Raw genomic sequence first — 21056 nt, forward strand, 5'->3', positions numbered from 1 at the left:
ACAATCTGCACCCTGAGTGGACTGTTTATGGTACTGGCATCGGCATAATTATTAATATAAATAGGTGATGGAGGAATGGCCTGCGGAATTACCTGTACGGGAAAGGCTTGGGCCGATACTACGTTTATATTACCAAGAACCAATAATACCCCTAAAACAAAGAAACGGGACACCATTGCTTTCCCCTTAGAAAGCATGCATGCCTTTCCAAAGAAAAAAGAATACCATTGTAGTAGACTGTGTAATAGTATCTCCATCCGTTAGTTTTTGTTGATGTATTTAAGTTCAAAAGTCTCTGGATTTACGGTCCTGAGCGACTTTTTATAATAAAAATCTATGATTTCATTTTCCAAGAGCTCTTCCAAGCGTTCCATATCCGCATTGACATCAAAATCCTTGTACGCCCTCGGCGCCATAGTCTCTTTGAATTCCTTTAGATCCCCAGTGGGTTGAGCCACAACCTCCATGTCTACAAATTCTGAAAACTGCTGTTGCATCCATCGGTGCCCCACCAATCTCTCCAACCGAATTTGTTGATCCTGTACTAGGATTTTATATGCTTTTTCCAACTCCTGATCTTCCAAGGATGTAATTTCTATATTGTGAATCGGATGCTGGTCCACCTTCAGTTTCTGGTCTACAAATAGTTGCTCCAATACCACATCCATTTTCCTCATATCGCGCTTTATTTTTTGAATAGTACTGAAAAGCGCTGCGTTATAAACCGGTTGAAAATCGCCATAATCATATAAGGCTGCTAAGAAACTAAGGGCATAATCTTTATAAGTTTCGTCCTTATCCTGTTTTTTGACAATGGCCAACAGCAGCACCAGTTCATCCTTTTTAAAGGTCGGTATAGCTGCAAACTGACTACTACCAAAAACGGTGGACAGCTGATTGTTGATATTGGGAATGGTTCCGCTATAGACTACATTTCTATACCTAAAGCTGATGGTATTCGCATTGGCATTGCGACCGCGAAGGTCAAGGTTGAGTTTAAAATTATCGAAGGTATAGCTATACCCAAAAGTAATAGTGACATCGGTGGTATTTGCCGTGGTTGCGTTTCGGAATAGGGTAAGCACATTAAGACTGAAATTGTGCTTTTGCAGCCAGACATAATTACCGCCCATCCTAAAATTATAGACACTTCCCTGTTGTTCCCCATTTTTAAAAGAGGTATTGTAGGAACTGGAAAGATTGGTGCGTAATTTTTTATCAAAAAATTGTTTGCCCACCGCCATGGTTGGTCCTAGGGTGAGGTTTTTATCTACCCCTATGGTATTATAGGAGGTGTTGGCCGCCAAGGAAATACTAAGCGCCTCTTTGGGATAACCCAAGGTATAAGCCGCCATACCATTGTAAAAAGTAGAAAGCCCACCTTCAATGGTCTCCCCTTCTTGTTGGTTGTTGGAATTCTGATAGACCAAATTTAAATTGGTGGTATGTTGTTTGGTCTCGGTCTGCTTTAGGATGTAATTGATGCCCAAATTGGCATTCTGGGAAATTTGCCGGTAGTTGAGCGTGTCCACATTGTCAAACTGATTCACCTGGTTGATATAATCAAACTGGTCACGGATGTTGGTGTACGATTGAAAGTTGGAATAAGACCCGTTTAGACCCAAGCGATCTGAAGCTGTATAATTTACATTAATGGAGGTCACGATCCGCTGTTGGTCCGAAGATTTGGCCTTGTCCAAATTATCTTGTTGCACCCCCGCATTTACACTTAAATTAACCTTTCCATCAAAGATGGTCTGATTGGCATTGACCGTAATATTCTCGAGATCATTGTTGAAAAAATAAGCCCCAAAGGTTTTATAATCTGGATCTATTCGTTCATAACCGGCACCTAAAGACCCATTACCAGCTGGATAATTAAAGGAGGCGTTTAACGCATTGTAATAATTGGTGCTTAGGTTTTCATTTAGAACAAAGGACAATAACCCTTTTTCGGTTCTTTCTTCGGTTAATCTGTTATCTTCCGTTACTCCTGAAATGGCGTATTCTATTCGAATTTGGGCCTTTTCAAAAAGCTGGAACTCGGACTCAAAGGATACTACCGTATTTTCTTTGGGAGTCAGACCCAATTCAATAGGAATGGGATTTTCCAAAGAATTCTCATCATCTTTTGCTTTAAAAAAGATGATTCCGAGTTTGGCGATTTCAAAATCGTAAGACGTTTTTAGTCCAAACCCCATGCGCTGATACGCCGTTAAGGCTTCCGGTGCTTCTGGGTTGTATTCTGTGGACCTTAGAAATCTGCCATACATGGCACTGATCTGAAAAGGCCCTTCCGGAGTTAGGTCTATTCCTGCACCCGTAAATTGATGTCCACTTAGTGTATATGGCGAAAAGGTCATCGCCACATCCCCCAAATGCGCAGCCACCCACTTATAAGAAGGATTAAAGCTGAACCTATTGAATTTAAAGGGATTCGGAAAATCGAATTCCTGATTGGAATAGGTAAACGAAAGCGGCACATTGTACAAACCAGCAATATTAAAATTTAAATTACCTGTTAGGTAATACGTCAATGCCTGCCTATTGGCGGCACCATCATAATACACCGCATTGGCGGCAAATCCTCCATTGTACCTTAAGAACTTTTCTTTGCCCAATTGGTCAAAATTTACAGATTGGGAAAAGGCAATTCCACAGCACATAAAAAAGGGAACAAAATATTTTAACAACGAAAATTTTCTTAAAAACTTAAATATAAGTTAAAATTTCAAAATAGAAGAATATTTTCGACAAACAACATTGAGATTAAATTTGAACCTATTGCCCCAATCGCTTAGTATTTATAACTCATACGGGAGATCGGCCCATGCCAAGTATAGAAAATAAACAAGGCCAAAATGGTCATTTGTTGAATATGCTTACATTTTAATGCTGTACATCGTTTTTATTTGCCGTTAAAAGGGAGAAATGCAATACAGACAAGTTTACAGCTACTTTTACAGTGTATAATCCATTAATTAAAAACAACTGTATGAAAGCTCCTAAATACCTACTAATCATGTTACTTGCAATTATTGCAAGTGGTTGTGGCAAAGACGACGCCACCGAAGTTATCCTAGCGAAAAATGTATTTGCATTGAGTCCGGTTGCAGATTCAAAAATCTCTGGCAACGTTTCCTTTGTGAAATACGAAGACGGCAGAACGGAAGTTATTTTGCAGATCAACAATTCTTCTGAAGACATACATCCTGCCTTTATTTATGCCAACAGCCTTGCGGAAGGAGGTCCTGTGGCCCTAACACTTGCTCCGATTGAATGTGATTGTGAGGAAAGTATTACCGTAGTATCCAAGTGGGACAATGGTTCACCGGTGAGCTATGAGGACCTGATCAATTTTGACGGTCACCTAAAAATACATCAGAACAAAGATCACCTGGAAATTGTTATTGCTCAAGGAAACATCGGAGCCAACGCACAATAATATACCTATTAAAATATTTTTAAACCCTAACCTCCACCGGTTAGGGTTTTTTGATACCTTTATTTAAGCAACCAGTACCGTGGTATATCTTATTTAAATTTGTTCAACTGTTAATTCCTCCGACGAAAATAAAATAGCTTTTACTACCTTTAAATTGGAATTGACCAAGAATGATAAAAAGAATTATCCGTATTTTTCTACTATTAGCAACCACACTGATATTGGTGTTGTTCATTAGTACTTTTTCAATCCAGCTCTTTACCCAAGGCAAGACCTACTATACGGCCAAAAATATCCCAAAAAATAAGGTTGGGATTATCCTTGGAACTTCCAAACGACTGACAACCGGAAAACCGAATCCCTATTACCACAACAGGATAGCGGCCACAGTAAGGCTCTTCAATGCTAAGAAAATTGAATTTGTTTTGGTCAGCGGAGATAATGCCACCCTGAACTACAACGAACCCTACACCATTAAAAAAGACCTGATCAAGGCCGGGATTCCCGAAGACCGTATTTTTTTGGATTATGCCGGTTTTAGAACATTGGACTCCATGGTAAGGGCCAAATATGTGTTTGGGTTGGACAGCGTTACCGTTATTTCACAAAAGTTCCATAATGAAAGGGCCATATTTCTGGCCGAAAGGAAAGGACTCCATGCCATAGGTTTCAACGCCAAGGATATTACAGGTAGCGATGGACTGAAAGTGCGACTCAGGGAATATTTTGCCCGGGTCAAGGTTTTTATTGACCTGACCTTTAATACCCAACCCAAATTTTACGGCAAGAAAATAGAGATTAAATAACATGAGTCATCCATCATTATTCCCTCCATTTTTTTTAATTACGAATCTTTAAAAAATAGTACATTAGGGGCATTAGCCAACCACAACCAAATGTCCAGATTAAAGATCCTCCTTAAAAACCTTGGTCCAGGCCTTCTTTTTGCCAGTATGGCCATTGGTACCTCCCATTTAGTATTATCTACCAAAGCCGGTGCCCAATATGGTTGGCTCATGGTGATCCCCATCATCCTTGCCAATGTACTAAAATATCCCTTCTTTGAATTTGGGGTACGCTATACCAACGTCACCAACAAAACACTGATTGAAGGCTATCTTAACAGAGGAAAAGGTTACTTGTGGTTCTACGCCCTGATCACCCTGGTTTCTACATTCACCATTTTGGCCACACTTTATGTGGTCACCTCCGGACTGTTCATCAACCTGTTCAAAATCAATAATGCATCGGTGAGTTGGGTGGCCCTGGGACTGTTTGTATTTATCAGCATTCTTCTGATTATCGGTAAATACAAGTTTCTGGAAACATCCCTTAAATTTGTGGTGACCATCCTTTTTATAGCCTTGATCGTGACCACCACCTTGGTCATTTTAAAAGGCAATGTGCCCGCCGATGAGACTTTTGTGCCCCTGCCCATCTTTAACGAAGTAGGCATATTGTTCCTAATTGGCCTTGTAGGATGGATGCCAACCGCGGTTGAAGCCTCTAGCTGGATCAGCCTTTGGACCATTGAAAAATTTAAAATGACCCATAGCAAATTATCCCTACAGGAAGCTATTCAAGAATTTAATGTGGGTTATTTTTTAACCGGACTCCTAGCCATATTCTTTATGGTCATAGGTTGGATGACCCTTTATGGCACCAATACCGAAATAAGTGGCAATGCTGTAGCTTTTTCCGACCAATTGATACAAATGTTCACAACCCACATTGGACAATGGACCTATGTTTTTATTGCCGTTGCTGCCTTTGCAACCATGTTCAGTACCTGTATGACCGCCCATGACGCACTGGCAAGGGTAAGTTTGGACATCATTGGTCTATTGTCCCCGAAAGCTAAGACCAAAGCCACCAAAATACAGTTTTCCCTGGCCATCATTGTGTTGTCTATGATCAACTTTGTGGTGATTACCGTTTTTAGCGGCAACATGGGGCAGTTGGTGGCTTTGGCCACATTTGTTTCTTTTGTCCTTGCCCCTATCATTGGATATATGAATCTTAAAAATGTGATGAGCAAGGATTTGCCAGTAGCGGCACAGCCCGGTAGAGGATTAAGGCTATTGACCTATTTGGGCATCGTATTTCTCAGTTTTTTTGCCATTTATTACTGTTGGATGATACTATTTTAACCTGACCGTAGAACGTAAAATCTATATTTTAATCAAGAGTTAACATAGAAAACTTGAAATATTCGTCTGAATTCAAGACCTTTACACCCTAAAGAGCGATAGTATGAGATTGATTAGCATCATAAGAAAGACCAAAAACGAAAAAAGGTACACCAAAAAAATGGGTAACTTCTATACCAAGGTGACCTATATCAAAAAAGCAATTTTGGGTATCCCAGTGCGTACTTTGCACAAATATCGCGAGACCTATTACGGAAAAGTAAAGGACTGCGAAACTTGTAACCTGGCCAAATAATTACTCCTTAAGCATAGTATTGTAGTTCAAGACTACAATCAAGGTTCTTTCGTTCTGTTGGTGCAACATATCCAAACAGAACACACCGTTGGTACAATTATTTGTAATCTTCTCCTCCCCAAAACCTACCGAAAACAGGATGTTTTCATTGGACACTCCTTTCTCTAGCAGGTACTTCTTGATGGCATCAGATCGATCTTGCGACAATCTAAGGTTATAGCTGTTACTCCCCCTACTGTCCGTATATGTGGCAATGCGCAATTGAAGTTTGGGAAACTTGGTCACGGCATCCACTACCTTGTTCAGCTCCATGGCTATTTCCGGGGTTATTGTACTCCTACCCTTGCCAAAATAAAACTTTTTAAGTTTTAATACCGTCTGATTTTCTTTCTCCTCTACCATATCCTCCAAGGCTATGATACCGATATCGAATACATCTTGCTGCAAACTGTCCAGCTCCTTGTCACGAAAGGTTACGGCATAGGTAGAATGTCTGTCGTTGGATGCCTCTACACGTATTATCTTTTGAAAAGGTACCTCTACAGCATAATTACCGTCCGCATTGGCATATATCTCCTTGATTAAGGATCCATCCTTATCCAACAAACGCACCTGAGCCTTTTCGACCCCTTGGTTTGTTGCCAGATTGAACACCTTCCCCTTAATGGCAAAAGTTTTTAGTCCAAGGGAAGCACTGCTAGTAAAGGAATAGATATCGTCATTTCCCTTACCACCTGCCCGATTGGAAGCAAAATACCCCATAAGACCTTGGGACGCCTTTTCCCTTATGATCAAACCGAAGTCGTCCGAAGCAGAATTAATGCCACTTCCCAGGTTGACAGGGATGCTGAATTCCTCATTGCCCCTGATGTTGGATTTGTAAACGTCCATCCCTCCCATACCATAAAATATATCGGAAGAAAAGTAAAGACTGTTGTCATAGATGTAAGGCGCTATTTCATTCCCGGCCGTATTGATCCTTGGACCCAAATTAATTGGGGACGACATGATCTGCCCATTATTGGTGTACACAAAATAGATATCTGTTCCACCATAGCCCTCGGGAAAGTTTGCTGCAAAATATAACTTACCCGTTGTAGACTCAAAAAATGGATAGTAAAATGATTTGCTCAGGTCCCGCAACAAGAATCTGAATGCCCCATTTTGATCTACCATTCCTATGGACAACGCATTTTTTCCATTCTCGTCAAAAGAAAGTGCATCACCATTGGCATTGGAAAGGATATAAAATATACTTTTCAACTCCTTGGCATAGTATGGTGTGGCCTCATGGAATATGGTTTCCGGAATTTTGTCAAAAGAATGTGATACCAAAACATCGCCATCTTTTTCTATACGTCCAATCATGATATCCATGTAGGATTCTCCTGATGGGGCATATTTTTCTTTGATATTCTCATTTCTGGCACTCGTAAAAAGGATACGATCATCATAAAATGTAGGCGAAAAATCTGCTTGGGGACTATTGGTCTGAATATTCAAAACTTCGATTCCACTTTCGGGTTGAGCTTTTAAAAGCTCTCTGTTGAAATCATAATTTTCGAGAATTTCTTCGGGGAACGATTTTTTTCTTGTTTCCAAAAAGGTACTGATCCTTTCCCTTCCTTCAGTCTTGGACATGGATTGAAGCATCTTATTGAAATACGAGTTGGACATGGTGGTATCTTTCTTGAAAATGTCCATATAGAGCTCACCGGACCTTTTATAGTCACCAGTTTTGAAATAAGCATCCGCCAAGTTCAAATATTGTTGCTTGTTCAGCTTATTTCTGCGCATCTCTACCTGATACTGTTTGATAGCTGCCTTATAGGAATAACTAAAAAACAGATCATCTGCCTTCGATCTTTTATCTTGCGCCGTGGTTATTGTTGCCAATAATAAGAAAACTAAAAGTGCTCTCAATTTCATGTTTCGTTACTTTTTAAAAGAATCTAGGGGTGTCTATTTGCTTTGATTTGCCCTTGGCATTTTTATTTCTATCCCTTTTACTTCCGTCACCTGACCCTAAATAGAACTTTAGGATTACTTCATGGGACCCGCTGTTGTACTCTCCCAAGCTATTGGTGTTGTAATCATAGGAGTAACCCAAAAATGCACTACTGGATATTTGAAAGCCGGCCAGACCGCTGACGGCATTGTCCACTCTATATGAGGCGCCTAGCGTAAATACATCGCTGATCAAAAAATTGGTGGATACGTTGATATTCACAGGTGCTCCCTTCAGGTAGTTTACCAAAAATGCCGGCTTGAATTTCAGTCCCTCCGACAAATCAAATATATAACCCCCAATTAAATTAAATTGCAACTTGTCATCTACCACGGTAGCCACTTCCTCATCATATATTCCATTGGTCAGGAAATTGGGCACGGACAATCCGGTATACCAGTTATCGGCATATAAAAATGCTCCCGCACCAATGGTGGGATAAAATTTGTTGATCGTCGATTGGTCCAATAACGGTTCATTGGGATTTTCGAAATTACCCTTGGAAAAATCCACGTTCAAAAACGAACCCCCGGCATCCAATCCAAAAGAGAGTTTGGTATCATTTGAAAACTGAACCTGAAAAGAATAGGCCAAGTCTACAAAGGTCTGTGTGGATGGTCCCAATTGATCGTTTATCACATTGAAGCCGATTCCATTTTTCTCATTGGCCAAAGGAATGTTCATTCCAAAGCGCATGGTTCTGGGCGCTCCTTCAATATCGATCCATTGAGCCCTGTAGAGACCTGCAATTTCTGTCTTTTCCACGGTACCCACATAGGCAGGGTTAAAACTACCTATATTATACATGTACTGGGTGTATTGCGGCTCCTTTTGCGCAACTACCTCAAAGGTTGCCATCAATACTACTATGCAACAAAATAAAATATTTCTGTTCCCCATTTTGCGTTTGCTGTAAAACATATTGCTATTTATCTTATGATTTGGATCCATCCTTTTCTCACTTCAGAACCCTCCCCTAGGTCTAGAATATAGAAATAGGTCCCTTTGGGCAATTCCCCATTGTCACCTTCACCTGTCCAGCTATTATCGTATCCTGTGATCGATAGGACTTGGTTCCCGTAACGGTCGTATATTTCCAAAGTATTGTTCGGATAGGTTTCAATATCGTTGATGATCAAAATATCATTGATCCCATCGCCATTGGGAGAGAATTGGTTGAAGATAAAACCGGGCTCATCGCTGGATCGCGGTGCAACTTCTACCGTGGCCGTCCCCACATTGTTGGCAGTATTACCATCCTCTGGGGAGGAACTCACCAGAGAAGCTATATTCTGGAAGGTACCCTCTCTGGGAACCGTAACCGTAATTGTTAATGTACTTACCTCTTCAGGGGCCACCGACATTAGTTCCCACCTCCCTGCTACTTCATCATAGATGCCATTGGAGGCCACATGGGATACATACTGAAACCCAAGGGAAGAGTCTATCAGTTCGTTGATGACCACATTTGCAACGGTGATCTGGCTCAGGTTGGTCAGGGTGACGGTGAATATTACCTGTCTTCCTTCGGTTGGACTGGCGTTATCTACCGTCTTCTCCAGCTGAAGATCAATCCTACAGGCTGCAGAAATATTTGGGATACAGGCATCGTCATTGGCAGGATCCAATTGGTCTACCACCCCGTCACTATCGGAGTCCATGGAATTGGAATCCAAGGCATCAATGATTCCATCCCCATCTTCGTCCAAGGGATTGGCCGTGTCATCACCTACTTCCACACCGTCCTCAATACCATCACCATCCGAATCGGGATTGTTGGGGTCTGTACCCAAGGTATTCTCCGTACCGTCCAATAGCCCATCGTTATCGGAATCTACCGTACATGAAACGACCGTAACGGTGACCGAGACAGATTCATTAGAACAGGGAGCTTCAGCCCCCGTTGTAGTATAGGTGAAAACATAATCACCATTGGCGAGACCTTCAAAATCCACAATGTTATTGGCACCTATGACCAATGATCCCGATGGGTCCGTATCAATGGTCCATGTTCCCGGATCAGCACCGGTCAACGTATCGTCCAGATCCAAAGTGGTAGGTCCGCCCGCAGCCACGCTACAAGAACCAATGTCCGTGGCGGTACCTGCATTGGGCTGTTCAAAAACGGTTACTGTGACCGGTACCCTTGCAGAGGTACAGTCGTTGGCCGAGGCCTCCACATAAAAGACTGTGGTGCTGCTTACATTTGGCGAAAAAGTTGCTCCCTCCGCCAAGATGGTTGTTCCAGTCTCGGAATCGAACCATCTGATAGTTGCTTCCTCGCTGACCGTAACGTTCAGGTCTACGGTACCTCCCTCACAAATAGGTTCTGGATCTTCCACGGAAATTTCCGGCGAAAAATTGAGCTCCAACTCCAAGGTAGCAGCTGGACTATAGCAGTCGTTTGCCGAATCATAGTAAAATCCGAAATAGGTTGCCGCGATGGTCACCACCGTATTGTTGAGCCTTCCGGATACATTATAGGGATCAGAGACCCTGCTCCAGACCAAGGTTAGTCCGGAAGGAATATTATTTACATATTCGTTCAGGTCCTGGTTGATGGAATCACAGAAAATGGTGTCCACCGCAGGATCCAAAGGGGGAGCAGTATTGCCGGCCGGACAGACCTCATCGTCAACAATTGTTCCGATACCTGTTGCATCTCCCAAGAAGACCAAGATATTGCTCACATTGCTCAAGGTCACCGTAAAATCCTCATCCTGTTCTACGGCACCATCATTGTTGATGGGTACCGAAATGGTCCTGCTTTCCCCACTGGCACCCGTAAAATTGAGAGTCCCACTAGTAGCAGCATAGTCTTGTCCAGCTATTGCACTACCATTGGATGTTGCGTAATCTACGGTAAAACTGCCCGCAGCATTACCAGTCAAGGTTACCGTAAAGATGGCTGGTCCAGTATTCTCGTTTACCACCACATCCCCAATAGTTAGATTGGCAGAGTCGTTATCCACTATACTGGCTGTACCGGTATTATTGGTAATATTGATTGTTCCTGAACCGTTCACATTGCTCAAGGTAACAATGAATGTTTCACTGGGTTCTACAAAAATATCATTCAGAATCGGGACTGTAATGGTACGATTTTGCCCATTGGTCCCTGTAAAATTTAAAGTGCCATTGGTTTCCGTATAATCCGAACCTGCACTTGCCGATTGGTCGGAAGTGGCATAATCTACCGTAAATCCGCTTGGCACATTACCCGTTAGTGTCACAATGAAGGACACGGAACCCGCTGCTTCGTTCACCGTAACGGTAGCTGAGTTAATTGCAATACTCGCTGTGTCGTTATCGGAGATATTTACGGTGGAATTTGAGGAGGCACCTATAGTATAACCTGTGCCAGCCACTATGGTCAAGGTTACCGATTCCGTACCTTCCACCAAGGAATCATCCAAAGGATTCAATGTCACCGTACTGGTCTGGGCACCATTGGGTATGGTCACAGAGCCGGACAATGCATTAAAATCTGTACCCGAATCAGCACTACCACTAACGTTATAATTCACTGTAATTGGAGAACCACTGATGTTGGTTGTATTTAGACTGATTGTGAATGTGCCCGTTGTAGGGCCAGCTTCCGAAGCGGTGGCATCTGTAGCTGAAATGGTGGCTATGTAATTATCATTGTCTTCGATGGTAACCGTGGCTGTGTTGTTGGGGGAGGCAGCCACTGCATAACCGCTGCCCGCAGCTAGGGTCAGGGTCACTATTTCGGCGCCCTCCACAAGAACATCGTTCACCGGACTTATCACAACTACTGCACTACTAGCAGCATTAGGTATAGATACGCTTCCACTTAATGTTCCATAGTCTGTTGTATTCGTTGCACTCCCCGAAATTGAATAATTTACAATGATGGGGACACCAGTAGTGTTAGCGGTACTTAGGCTTACCGTGAAAGTTCCCGTTGTGGAACTCGCCTCGGTGGCCGTGTCATCAGTAGCCACTATGGAGGCCGTGTAGGTGTCATTATCGGTGATGTTAACCGTGTCCGTATTGTTCGGCGAGGCAGCGACCACATATCCAGTTCCTGAAGCAAGGGTCAGTATAACCGTCTCGTTGCCCTCCACCAAGGCATCGTCAACAGGAGTTATGGTCACGGTCCCGGTGCTTGCCCCGTTCGCTATGGATACGCTGGTACCAATGGTGGCGTAATCAGCAGTATTCCCTGCGCTACCGCCTATGGAATAGTTCACCACTATGGGAGATCCCGTGGCATTAGGTGTGTTCAGGTTAATTGTAAAGGTTCCTGGATCTGCTCCTGCCTCCGAAGAAGCATCATCGGTAGCATTGATCGAGGCTATATAGGAGTCATTATCGGTGATGTTAACCGTGTCCGTATTGTTCGGCGAGGCAGCGACCACATATCCAGTTCCTGAAGCAAGGGTCAGTACAACCGTCTCGTTGCCCTCCACCAAGGCATCGTCAACAGGAGTTATGGTCACGGTCCCGGAGCTTGCCCCGTTCGCTATGGATACGCTGGTACCAATGGTGGCGTAATCAGCAGTATTCCCTGCGCTACCGCCTATGGAATAGTTCACCACTATGGGAGATCCCGTGGCATTTGGTGTGTTCAGGCTTACCGTGAAAATCCCCGTTGTGGAACTCGCCTCAGTGGCCGTGTCATCAGTGGCCGCTATGGAGGCCGTGTAGGAGTCATTATCGGTGATGTTAACCGTGTCCGTATTGTTCGGCGAGGCAGCGACCACATATCCAGTTCCCGAAGCAAGGGTCAGTACAACCGTCTCGTTGCCCTCCACCAAGGCATCGTCAACAGGAGTTATGGTCACGGTCCCGGAGCTTGCCCCGTTCGCTATGGATACGCTGGTACCAATGGTGGCGTAATCAGCAGTATTCCCTGCGCTACCATCTATGGAATAGTTCACCACTATGGGAGATCCCGTGGCATTAGGTGTGTTTAGGCTTACCGTGAAAATCCCCGTTGTGGAACTCTCCTCGGTGGCCGTGTCATCAGTGGCCGCTATGGAGGCCGTGTAGGTGTCATTATCGGTGATGTTAACCGTGTCCGTATTGTTCGGCGAGGCAGCGACCACATATCCAGTTCCTGAAGCAAGGGTCAGTATAACCGTCTCGTTGCCCTCCACCAAGGCATCGTCAACAGGAGTTATGGTCACGGTCCCGGTGCTTGCCCCGTTCGCTATGGATACGCTGGTACCAATGGTGGCGTAATCAGCAGTATTCCCTGCGCTACCATCTATGGTATAGTTCACCACTATGGGAGATCCCGTGGCATTTGGTGTGTTCAGGCTAATTGTAAAGGTCCCTGGATCTGCTCCTGCCTCCGAAGAAGCATCATCGGTAGCATTGATCGAGGCTATATAGGAGTCATTGTCTTCAATGGTTACCGTTGCAGTATTGTTCGGGGAGGCCGCAACGGTATATGAAGGGTCAGCTGAAAGTTCAACCACTATTGTTTCATTGCCTTCTACAAGGACGTCGTCCAAAACGGTCACCAAAATGTCTTCTGATCCTCCCCCAGCTACAGTATATCCAACGGTAATGGAACCGGATAGTGCCGTATAATCATCACCGGCCGTTGCAGTACTCGATCCAAGCACAGCGTAAAATACATCTACACTTCCGTCAACTGCAGCACCTGGAGCCACCGAAACTGTAAAACTAGTAGGTGTTGGACCAGCCTCTTGGCCATTACCATTTTGGATAATAGAAACCGTCGGAACCTGTCCATATCCATGTAATCCAAAAATTAAAAATACACCAACTAGGACAATCCTGCTTAAACTGTTATTTTTTATACTCTTGAGGTAGTAAGTATATAAATTTTCTAATATCATAGCTTTTATCCTAAAAACCCTGCTAAATTCGAATCCATATCAAGCTGAATTCTTGCAAAAAATAGGGGGTGTAATATTACGAAAAAAGTCGCCTACAGTCTAACTATCAAGGTTAAATCAGCAAATATCAGATAAATTGCAACAAAAAGCAGGACTGCCAATTTTTCATTCAATTTGAAACCTCAAATAGATCTATCTCATGAGCTGTATCCATCCTTTTATCGCTTGGGAACCGTCACCCAGATTCAACACATAGAAATAAGTCCCCTTAGGTAATTTGCCATTATCTCCGTCCCCTTTCCAACTGTTATTGTAGCCCTTGACGGATACGACCTGGTTTCCATTTCGGTCGAATATTTCCAAGGTATTGTTTGGATAGATTTCAATATCGTTGATGATCAATATATCATTGATTCCATCACCATTGGGAGAGAACTGATTAAACACATAGCCAGGATCATCGCTGGATCGCGGTGAAACCTCTACCATGGCCGTGCCCACATTATTGGCATTATTAACATCCGCTGGGGAGGAACTCACCAGAGAAGCTATATTCTGGAAGGTTCCCTCTCTGGGAACCGTTGCCGTGATAGTCAATGTACTTAATTCTTCAGGGGCCACCGACATCAGCTCCCACCTTCCAGCTACTTCATCATAGATACCATTGGAGGCCGCATGGGACACATACTGAAACCCTAGGGAAGAGTCTATAAGTTCGTTGATGACCACCTCCGCGACCGTAAACTGACTCAGGTTGGTCAGGGTGATGGTAAAGGTCACCTGTCTTCCTACGGTAGGATTGGCATTGTCCACGGTCTTTACGAGCTGAAGGTCAACTCCACAAGCTTCAGAAATATTTGGGATACAGGGGTCTTCATTGGCAGGGTCCAATTGGTCCATAACTCCATCGCTATCGGAATCTATGGTATTGGACTCCAAGGCATCAATGATGCCGTCACCGTCTTCATCCAATGGGCTATTGATATTATCACCCACTTCCACGCCGTCATTGATACCATCGCCATCCGTATCGGGATTGTTGGGGTCCGTGCCCAAGGTATTTTCGCTCACATCAAAGAGTCCGTCATTATCCGAATCCACGGCGCAAGTCGTTACCGCAATGGTCACGGAAACAGAATTGTCGGCACAAGGTGCTTGAGCCCCAGTAGTGGTATAGGTAAATACATAATCACCATTGGCCAAGCCCTCAAAATTGACAACATTCCCAGACCCTATCCTTATAGATCCGGAAGGATCTGTTGCAATGGTCCATCTACCTGGGTCTGCCCCAGTAAGTGTATTATCCAGATCCAAGGTGGTCTGTCCTCCTGAAGCCCCACTACAGACCGTTCTATTCGTTGCGACACCCGCATTTGGCTCTTCTAAAACTGTTGCGGTAACTGCCACCCTTTCAGAAGTACAGCCATTGGCCGCAGCCTCTACATAAAAAACAGTAGTCTCGCTCACGCTAGGCATATAGGATGACCCTTGTGCCAAAATGGTAGAACCTGTCTGTGAACGGTACCACCTTATGGTCGCATCTTCGCTCACCGTAACGTTTAGACTAACAGTCCCCGCTCCACAGATCGGTTGCGAATTTCCCACAGTAATCTCAGGTGAAAAATTGAGTTCCAGCTCCAAGGTCGCTGGTGGACTATAGCAGTTGTTTGCCGAATCAAAATAAAATCCAAAATAGGTAGCCGCAGTGGTCACAACGGTATTATTGAGCCGCCCGGAACCATTAAAGGGATCCGAGACCCTACTCCATACCAAGGAAAGTCCGGAAGGAATAGTATTCACATAATCGTTCAGGTCCTGGTTGATGGCATTACAGAAAACAGTATCCACAGCGGGGTCCAATACCGGGGCCATATCGCCGGCCGGACAATCGTCATCATCCACAATGGTGGCTAGACCGGTATCATCGCTAATACCTACTGCCGCGTTGCTCACCTTACTCAAGGTCATCTTAAAATCTTCATCTTCCTCTACAAGGGAATTATTGATTATTGGGACGGAGATGGTTCTTCGCTGGCCACTTTCTCCCGTGAAACCAATGGTCCCACTGGTACGTGTATAGTCCTGTCCCGCTTCGGCGGTTCCATTTGAGGTAGTAAAATCTACCGTAAAATTTTCCACGGAATTTCCGGTAAGTGTTACCGTAAATACTGCCGCTCCCCCATTTTCATTCACCACAACATCATCTATGGAAATATTGGATGTGGATGCCGCTTCATTATCTTCATTGGTGACCTGAATCTTGATATCATCGAGTTCTAGATAATCCTCGTCCTCTGTATCCTCATCTATTCCAATAACAATATTATATGTAATAGGCCCATCAAAGGCCACGTCATCCACAGGATTAACCCTTACCGTCCTTTCGTCATCCCAATTGGACCTCTTAAAAGTAAGCTTGCTCCGGGACAAGGTCCCTTCGGTCAAATCTTCCGAAACAAGAAACAACTCTACATCATCCGAGGGTCGGGAGTTCAGGACAACCTTAAATTCTACCGAAGAACCACCCTCAATGGTTGTCAATGTCTTGGGAGTCACACTAATTCCCTTTTGACCATAACCACAAAAGACTGATATGAATAACACACAGGCCATCACTGCCCTAAATTTTGAACGATACGTTATAGGCTTAAAAGTAGAGGGGACTAAGTAGTTTGTCTTCATATTTTGCCTAAAGATGGATTGGTTATTTACAACCCAAAGCAAGTCAAAAAAAATGGATTGAGCCACCCTCAATCCATGAAAGATTTAGCTCAATCCATTACTAGGTATTTTACAGATAAATTAGGACAGTTCAGCGGACATTGTTTCCGCTTCTCCATGTATTTTTTTCACCAATCCCTGCAATACTTTCCCTGGACCCACTTCTGTAAATAGGGTGGCCCCATCTTTTACCATGTTTTGTACACTTTGGGTCCATTTTACAGGAGCTGTCAATTGGGAAATAAGATTCTTTTTAATTTCTTCCGCATCGGTTACTGCCGTAGTGGTCACATTCTGGTAAATCGGACAGGTTGGCGCACTGAATTTCGTGTTTTCAATAGCCGCTGCCAATTCTTCCCTGGCTGGTTCCATCAAAGGGGAATGAAATGCCCCTCCTACAGGCAATACCAGTGCCCTACGGGCGCCAGCTTCCTTTAGTTTTTCACAGGCCGTATTGATAGCTTCCACTTCTCCGGAAATCACCAATTGTCCTGGGCAGTTATAATTTGCGGGTACCACCACACCTTCTATTTCCGAACAAATTTGTTCTACAACAGCATCATCCAAACCTAAAACGGCCGCCATGGTACTTGGTTGCAGCTCGCAGGCCTTTTGCATGGCCATAGCACGTTGGGAAACCAATTTCAATCCGTCTTCAAATGTCAAGACCCCATTGGCCACCAAGGCTGAAAACTCTCCCAAGGAATGACCTGCTACCATATCGGGCTTAAAACCATCTCCCAGCACTTTGCTCAATATTACAGAATGTAAAAATATCGCAGGCTGTGTTACCTTGGTCTCCTTCAAATCTTCCGCAGTTCCTTGGAACATAATATCTGTTATGGAGAACCCCAAAATGGTATTGGCCTTTTCAAAAAGCTCCTGGGCCAAGGGATACTTTTCATAAAGATCTAATCCCATTCCTACAAATTGTGCTCCCTGACCTGGAAATATATACGCGTTCATTTCATTTAAATTTAAGTTGAAACAAAAATAAGATTATTTGTATTAATGGGAAGTATTTGGGCAGTTCTAATGAATCTTATGGGCAAAAAACTGCCCGAAAAATGGTTCCATTACGATTTCTACAATCCCGTATCCCTTTCAAGAAACCCAGTATCCCTTATTATTCCTCTTTGAACCAACTGGAATATTTCACATAGGCATTGGCAATCCTATCAATTTCACCAGAGCTCAATTCCGGACTGATGTCCTTTATTTTTTTTGCCGGCATTCCTGCAAATATACTACCGGCAGGCACGTGTGTACCTTTGGTAAGCACAGCTCCCGCAGCTATAATACTATTGCTTTCCACAACACAATCATCCATCACTATGCTGCCCATACCAATAAGCACATTATCATGAATGGTACAACCGTGAACCAGGGCATTGTGTCCTATGGAAACATTACTGCCAATAGTGGTGGCCGCCTTTAAATAGGTACAGTGAATTACCGCCCCATCCTGTACATTGACCTTATCCCCCATTTTTATAAAGTTCACATCTCCTCGCAAAACCGCATTGAACCAAATACTGCATTGACTGCCCATGGTTACATCCCCTACAATGGTTGCGTTATCAGCGATATAACAATCTTCTCCTATTACCGGGGTTTTACCATTAACCGTTTTAATGACCATCTTTTAATTTTTAATTAATCTTATTGCTCTATTCAAAATACGATAAAAGTTGCTGCTTTCTGGAAGCGGCCACCAATAATTCCTTTCCGTTGGAAATCACAACACTCCCTCCCTTGCCCTTCCTGTACTTGACAACCTCATTGACATTGACCAGATAGGATTTATGAATGCGGGCAAAGGCAAAACCTGACAGTGCATCTTCAAAATATTTTAAGGTCTTGCTGACCACCAACCGCTGGTCTTCCAGATAGATCTCTGTGTAATTATCGTCGGCCTTGCAGTACAAAATATCGGCCACGTTCAGTACCTGAAATCCGTCTTGCTGTGGAAGGGTAATTTTTCCTTTGACTCTATTCAGTACCGGTGTCAGGATTTTATCCTCCAAAGCATTTTCGCGTTCCTTTACCTCCGCAACATAGGCAACTGCCTTTACCAATTCATCGATATCTATGGGCTTCATCAAATAGTAGGCAGCATGCTGGTTTAGGGCATCCATGGCGTACTGATTGTAAGCCGTCACAAAAATAGTCTCAAAAGTCCTATTTGGCAATTGGTCCAATAAATCAAAGGCATTGCCATAGGGCATTTCCACATCCAAGAATACGATGTCGGGATTGTTTTTCTCCAACAAGACCAACCCATCCTTGATGGTTGCCGCTTCTCCAAGTACGTTTACATTTTTACAATATTTTGCCAGGTAATTTCTTAAAATTTCCCGGCTATTGGCTTCGTCTTCTATGATCAATGCTGTTAGCCCCATTATTCCTTTTTTAAGATCAGTTCTACCTTGGTTCCCGTTTCATCCTCACGTAGGTCAGAAATTGTTACGGCCACCCTATCCTTGTACATATCGTTCAGGATGGCAATCCGTTTTTTGATATTGCCCATTCCTTTGGATCGCTGTTTCAATTGATTGGGGGTTTTTAGTTCCCCAGATTTTTTTCTGCCAATACCATCATCAGAAATTGTGATCAGGATCTCGTTATGTCCTTTTTCCTGTAATTCAATTTTCAAAAAACCCTTGTCCTCTTTATAACGAAGACCATGCCATATGGCATTCTCGATATAAGGCTGGAGCAGCATCGGAGGAATTTGGAATTTGTCGATCTCTATTCGATCATCCACATGAAGCTGGTACTCAAACTTATCGGGAAATCTACTGTGCTCCAATTTTACATAGAGCTCCAACAAATCCAACTCTTTGGTCAAGGGAATAAAATCCTCCTCTGAATTTTCCAATACCGATCTCATCAAGGTTGAAAAATCACTCAAAAACCTATTGGCACTTCGTTCATCACTTTTGGCAATATAATTATTGACCGAGTTGAGGGCATTGAAAATAAAATGGGGGTTCATCTGGGAACGAAGTGATTTTAGGGCCAATAAATTGTTGGCCAATTTTTGTTGCCTATTGCTCCGGTAGAAGAAAAACACCACCAAACCCATCAGCAATAATCCCAAGACCAGGGAATAAATGATCCATATCTGCCTTTTATTGCTTTCGGCAATCAGCTCTTGCTCCGTAAGCGCAAGATCGTATTTACTCTGTGATAGCTGCCGCTCCTGTTCCAATCCTGATATTCTGCTCTGTTTGGCCGCTATTTCCCGATTAAATCGTGCCGCCCTTGAGAGTTCCTGTTCTTTACGGACGTACAGGGTATCCACAACCGAAACATATTGCTGGTAGGTTTCCAAGGCTTTGGAATACTCCCCTGTATATTTGTACAATTCTGATAATTTCCGAGTGGCATCTTTTTGCACCACCAAATCGTCGTCGGCATCGGCCTCTTTTATACTTTGTTGCAGATAGGGAATAGCCTCACTAAGTTTATCTTGGGCGATATACGCATTGGCAATCTTGTAATTGATGCGTTGGGTAGTAATGGTATCTACCATTGTTGACGGTTTATTTTTGGCGACCTTGGATTTGGGAATCCTATTGAGTTCATCCAAACTCTTTTTGCGCAATTCAATTTCTTCCGAATATTGACTTTTTTGATTATAAAAGTCCGCCACCTTCTCCTTTTCCTGTACGGCACGCTGAGGCGCCTGCTTACTTGCCAATTTTAAGGAACTGTCATAAAATTCTTCAGCTTGTTCCATTTTATTATCCTGCGCATAGGCTGTGCCTATTTTAGAATTGAGATCGGTCATTTTTGGCGTGATCAAATTCTGCTTGGCCAACTGTAATCCCCTATTGTAATTCTTTAGGGCATCCATAATATTCCCTAGACCCATTTGTGCATCACCCAATCCTTCGTAAATCTCTACCTTCTGGTAAGGGATCATATCCCCACCTTTGACCAAAGCGAGAAAGATCCTTTCGGCATTATCATAATCTCTGTTCATGAGATAGGATTTTCCCAATAAAATTTCTGTTTTAATGGTCCTATTGTTCCTAAGGGCATCCAGGTAATTGGCAATCGCCAGATCATATTGCTTATGATAATGATAAATTTCGCCCAAGGCACTCAATGACTCGGCCATTTTCCCCTTGTCCCCCCTAGACCCCAATTTCAAAATGGATTTCGTTATAAAATCCAAACTAATATCAATGTTGGTCTTCTTGTATCGCAGAGCAGAATCCAACAACATCTGATGGGTAACCTTTGGATTGGATCGGTCGCCACCAGAGCTACCAGGAACATAACCTTCCACCAGAACCTTTAATTCCTCCTGATTTTTGACCATATAATACAAGGTCTGGAAATCTGAACCTTCAATGACCAACCGATCGCCAATAGCAACCTTAAGTTTAAACTCCCCAAGGCCATTGGTGGTCGTATAGCTACCTTTTCCGTTGGTCACACTCACCCCACTGATCGGAGTATTATTTTCTTTTCCAACCACAGTGCCTTGTAAGTCAAAAGTATTTCCCTTTGGTTTTACCTGTGATATCACCGTGGCAAAACAAAAAAGCAACAGGACTACTATATATTTTCTTTTGGGCATGTGGAT

Annotated in this window: 13 protein-coding genes; 4 read left to right on the forward strand and 9 right to left on the reverse strand. The window is 43.3% G+C overall.

Annotation, left to right across the window (positions count from 1 at the left end; all coding sequences use genetic code 11):
* Positions 1 to 260 precede the first annotated feature (260 nt).
* The gene (locus WAA86_RS07755; RefSeq protein WP_337300429.1) at positions 261 to 2666 is read right to left on the reverse strand and encodes a hypothetical protein; all 2406 of its coding nucleotides are present in this window, start codon (positions 2664 to 2666) and stop codon (positions 261 to 263) included.
* A gap of 356 nt (positions 2667 to 3022) precedes the next feature.
* Here WAA86_RS07755 and WAA86_RS07760 point away from each other — a divergent pair, with 356 nt between their 5' ends.
* From WAA86_RS07760 to WAA86_RS07775, 4 genes are all read left to right on the forward strand, one after another.
* On the forward strand, positions 3023 to 3445 hold the full coding sequence (locus WAA86_RS07760; RefSeq protein WP_337300430.1) for a hypothetical protein: 423 nt from the start codon (positions 3023 to 3025) through the stop codon (positions 3443 to 3445).
* A gap of 170 nt (positions 3446 to 3615) precedes the next feature.
* Positions 3616 to 4251, forward strand: a complete 636-nt coding sequence (locus WAA86_RS07765; RefSeq protein WP_337300431.1) for a SanA/YdcF family protein — start codon at positions 3616 to 3618, stop codon at positions 4249 to 4251.
* A gap of 90 nt (positions 4252 to 4341) precedes the next feature.
* On the forward strand, positions 4342 to 5595 hold the full coding sequence (locus WAA86_RS07770; protein ID WP_337300432.1) for an NRAMP family divalent metal transporter: 1254 nt from the start codon (positions 4342 to 4344) through the stop codon (positions 5593 to 5595).
* Between the two features lie 103 nt (positions 5596 to 5698).
* Positions 5699 to 5890, forward strand: a complete 192-nt coding sequence (locus WAA86_RS07775) for a hypothetical protein (protein WP_337300433.1) — start codon at positions 5699 to 5701, stop codon at positions 5888 to 5890.
* On the opposite strand, the gene WAA86_RS07780 is transcribed toward WAA86_RS07775, so the two are convergent.
* The 8 genes from WAA86_RS07780 to WAA86_RS07815 form a co-directional block, all read right to left on the reverse strand.
* On the reverse strand, positions 5891 to 7819 hold the full coding sequence (locus WAA86_RS07780) for an OmpA family protein (protein ID WP_337300434.1): 1929 nt from the start codon (positions 7817 to 7819) through the stop codon (positions 5891 to 5893).
* A 13-nt stretch (positions 7820 to 7832) separates the two neighbouring features.
* Positions 7833 to 8819, reverse strand: coding sequence for a PorP/SprF family type IX secretion system membrane protein (locus tag WAA86_RS07785; RefSeq protein WP_337300435.1), 987 nt, complete (start codon positions 8817 to 8819; stop codon positions 7833 to 7835).
* A gap of 8 nt (positions 8820 to 8827) precedes the next feature.
* Complete coding sequence (locus WAA86_RS07790) at positions 8828 to 13735, reverse strand: Calx-beta domain-containing protein (RefSeq protein ID WP_337300436.1); 4908 nt, start codon at positions 13733 to 13735, stop codon at positions 8828 to 8830.
* Positions 13736 to 13927: 192 nt separating this feature from the next.
* Positions 13928 to 16417 carry a gliding motility-associated C-terminal domain-containing protein gene (locus tag WAA86_RS07795; RefSeq protein ID WP_337300437.1) on the reverse strand — a complete coding sequence of 830 codons (2490 nt, stop codon included), beginning with the start codon at positions 16415 to 16417 and terminating at the stop codon, positions 13928 to 13930.
* 120 nt (positions 16418 to 16537) lie between these two features.
* Complete coding sequence (fabD, locus tag WAA86_RS07800) at positions 16538 to 17422, reverse strand: ACP S-malonyltransferase (RefSeq protein WP_337300438.1); 885 nt, start codon at positions 17420 to 17422, stop codon at positions 16538 to 16540.
* Between the two features lie 160 nt (positions 17423 to 17582).
* Positions 17583 to 18098: a gamma carbonic anhydrase family protein gene (locus WAA86_RS07805; protein ID WP_337300439.1), complete on the reverse strand. Its 516-nt coding sequence runs from the start codon at positions 18096 to 18098 to the stop codon at positions 17583 to 17585.
* A 28-nt stretch (positions 18099 to 18126) separates the two neighbouring features.
* Positions 18127 to 18858: a LytR/AlgR family response regulator transcription factor gene (locus tag WAA86_RS07810; RefSeq protein WP_337300440.1), complete on the reverse strand. Its 732-nt coding sequence runs from the start codon at positions 18856 to 18858 to the stop codon at positions 18127 to 18129.
* Positions 18858 to 21050: a histidine kinase gene (locus WAA86_RS07815; RefSeq protein ID WP_337300441.1), complete on the reverse strand. Its 2193-nt coding sequence runs from the start codon at positions 21048 to 21050 to the stop codon at positions 18858 to 18860. Before WAA86_RS07815 ends, WAA86_RS07810 begins: the two co-directional genes overlap by 1 nt.
* Between the last annotated feature and the right edge of the window lie 6 nt (positions 21051 to 21056).

Source organism: Sediminicola sp. 1XM1-17, from assembly GCF_037203765.1.
GTDB lineage: Bacteria > Bacteroidota > Bacteroidia > Flavobacteriales > Flavobacteriaceae > Sediminicola.

Coding starts and splice junctions, on each gene's coding strand:
- WAA86_RS07760 (WP_337300430.1), top strand. CDS start 3,023: ATGTTACTTGCAATTATTGCAAGTGGTTGTGGCAAAGACGACGCCACC.
- fabD (WP_337300438.1), bottom strand. CDS start 17,422: ATGAACGCGTATATATTTCCAGGTCAGGGAGCACAATTTGTAGGAATG.
- WAA86_RS07770 (WP_337300432.1), top strand. CDS start 4,342: ATGTCCAGATTAAAGATCCTCCTTAAAAACCTTGGTCCAGGCCTTCTT.
- WAA86_RS07810 (WP_337300440.1), bottom strand. CDS start 18,858: ATGGGGCTAACAGCATTGATCATAGAAGACGAAGCCAATAGCCGGGAA.
- WAA86_RS07780 (WP_337300434.1), bottom strand. CDS start 7,819: ATGAAATTGAGAGCACTTTTAGTTTTCTTATTATTGGCAACAATAACC.
- WAA86_RS07815 (WP_337300441.1), bottom strand. CDS start 21,050: ATGCCCAAAAGAAAATATATAGTAGTCCTGTTGCTTTTTTGTTTTGCC.
- WAA86_RS07805 (WP_337300439.1), bottom strand. CDS start 18,098: ATGGTCATTAAAACGGTTAATGGTAAAACCCCGGTAATAGGAGAAGAT.
- WAA86_RS07795 (WP_337300437.1), bottom strand. CDS start 16,417: ATGAAGACAAACTACTTAGTCCCCTCTACTTTTAAGCCTATAACGTAT.
- WAA86_RS07785 (WP_337300435.1), bottom strand. CDS start 8,819: ATGTTTTACAGCAAACGCAAAATGGGGAACAGAAATATTTTATTTTGT.
- WAA86_RS07790 (WP_337300436.1), bottom strand. CDS start 13,735: ATGATATTAGAAAATTTATATACTTACTACCTCAAGAGTATAAAAAAT.
- WAA86_RS07755 (WP_337300429.1), bottom strand. CDS start 2,666: ATGTGCTGTGGAATTGCCTTTTCCCAATCTGTAAATTTTGACCAATTG.
- WAA86_RS07775 (WP_337300433.1), top strand. CDS start 5,699: ATGAGATTGATTAGCATCATAAGAAAGACCAAAAACGAAAAAAGGTAC.
- WAA86_RS07765 (WP_337300431.1), top strand. CDS start 3,616: ATGATAAAAAGAATTATCCGTATTTTTCTACTATTAGCAACCACACTG.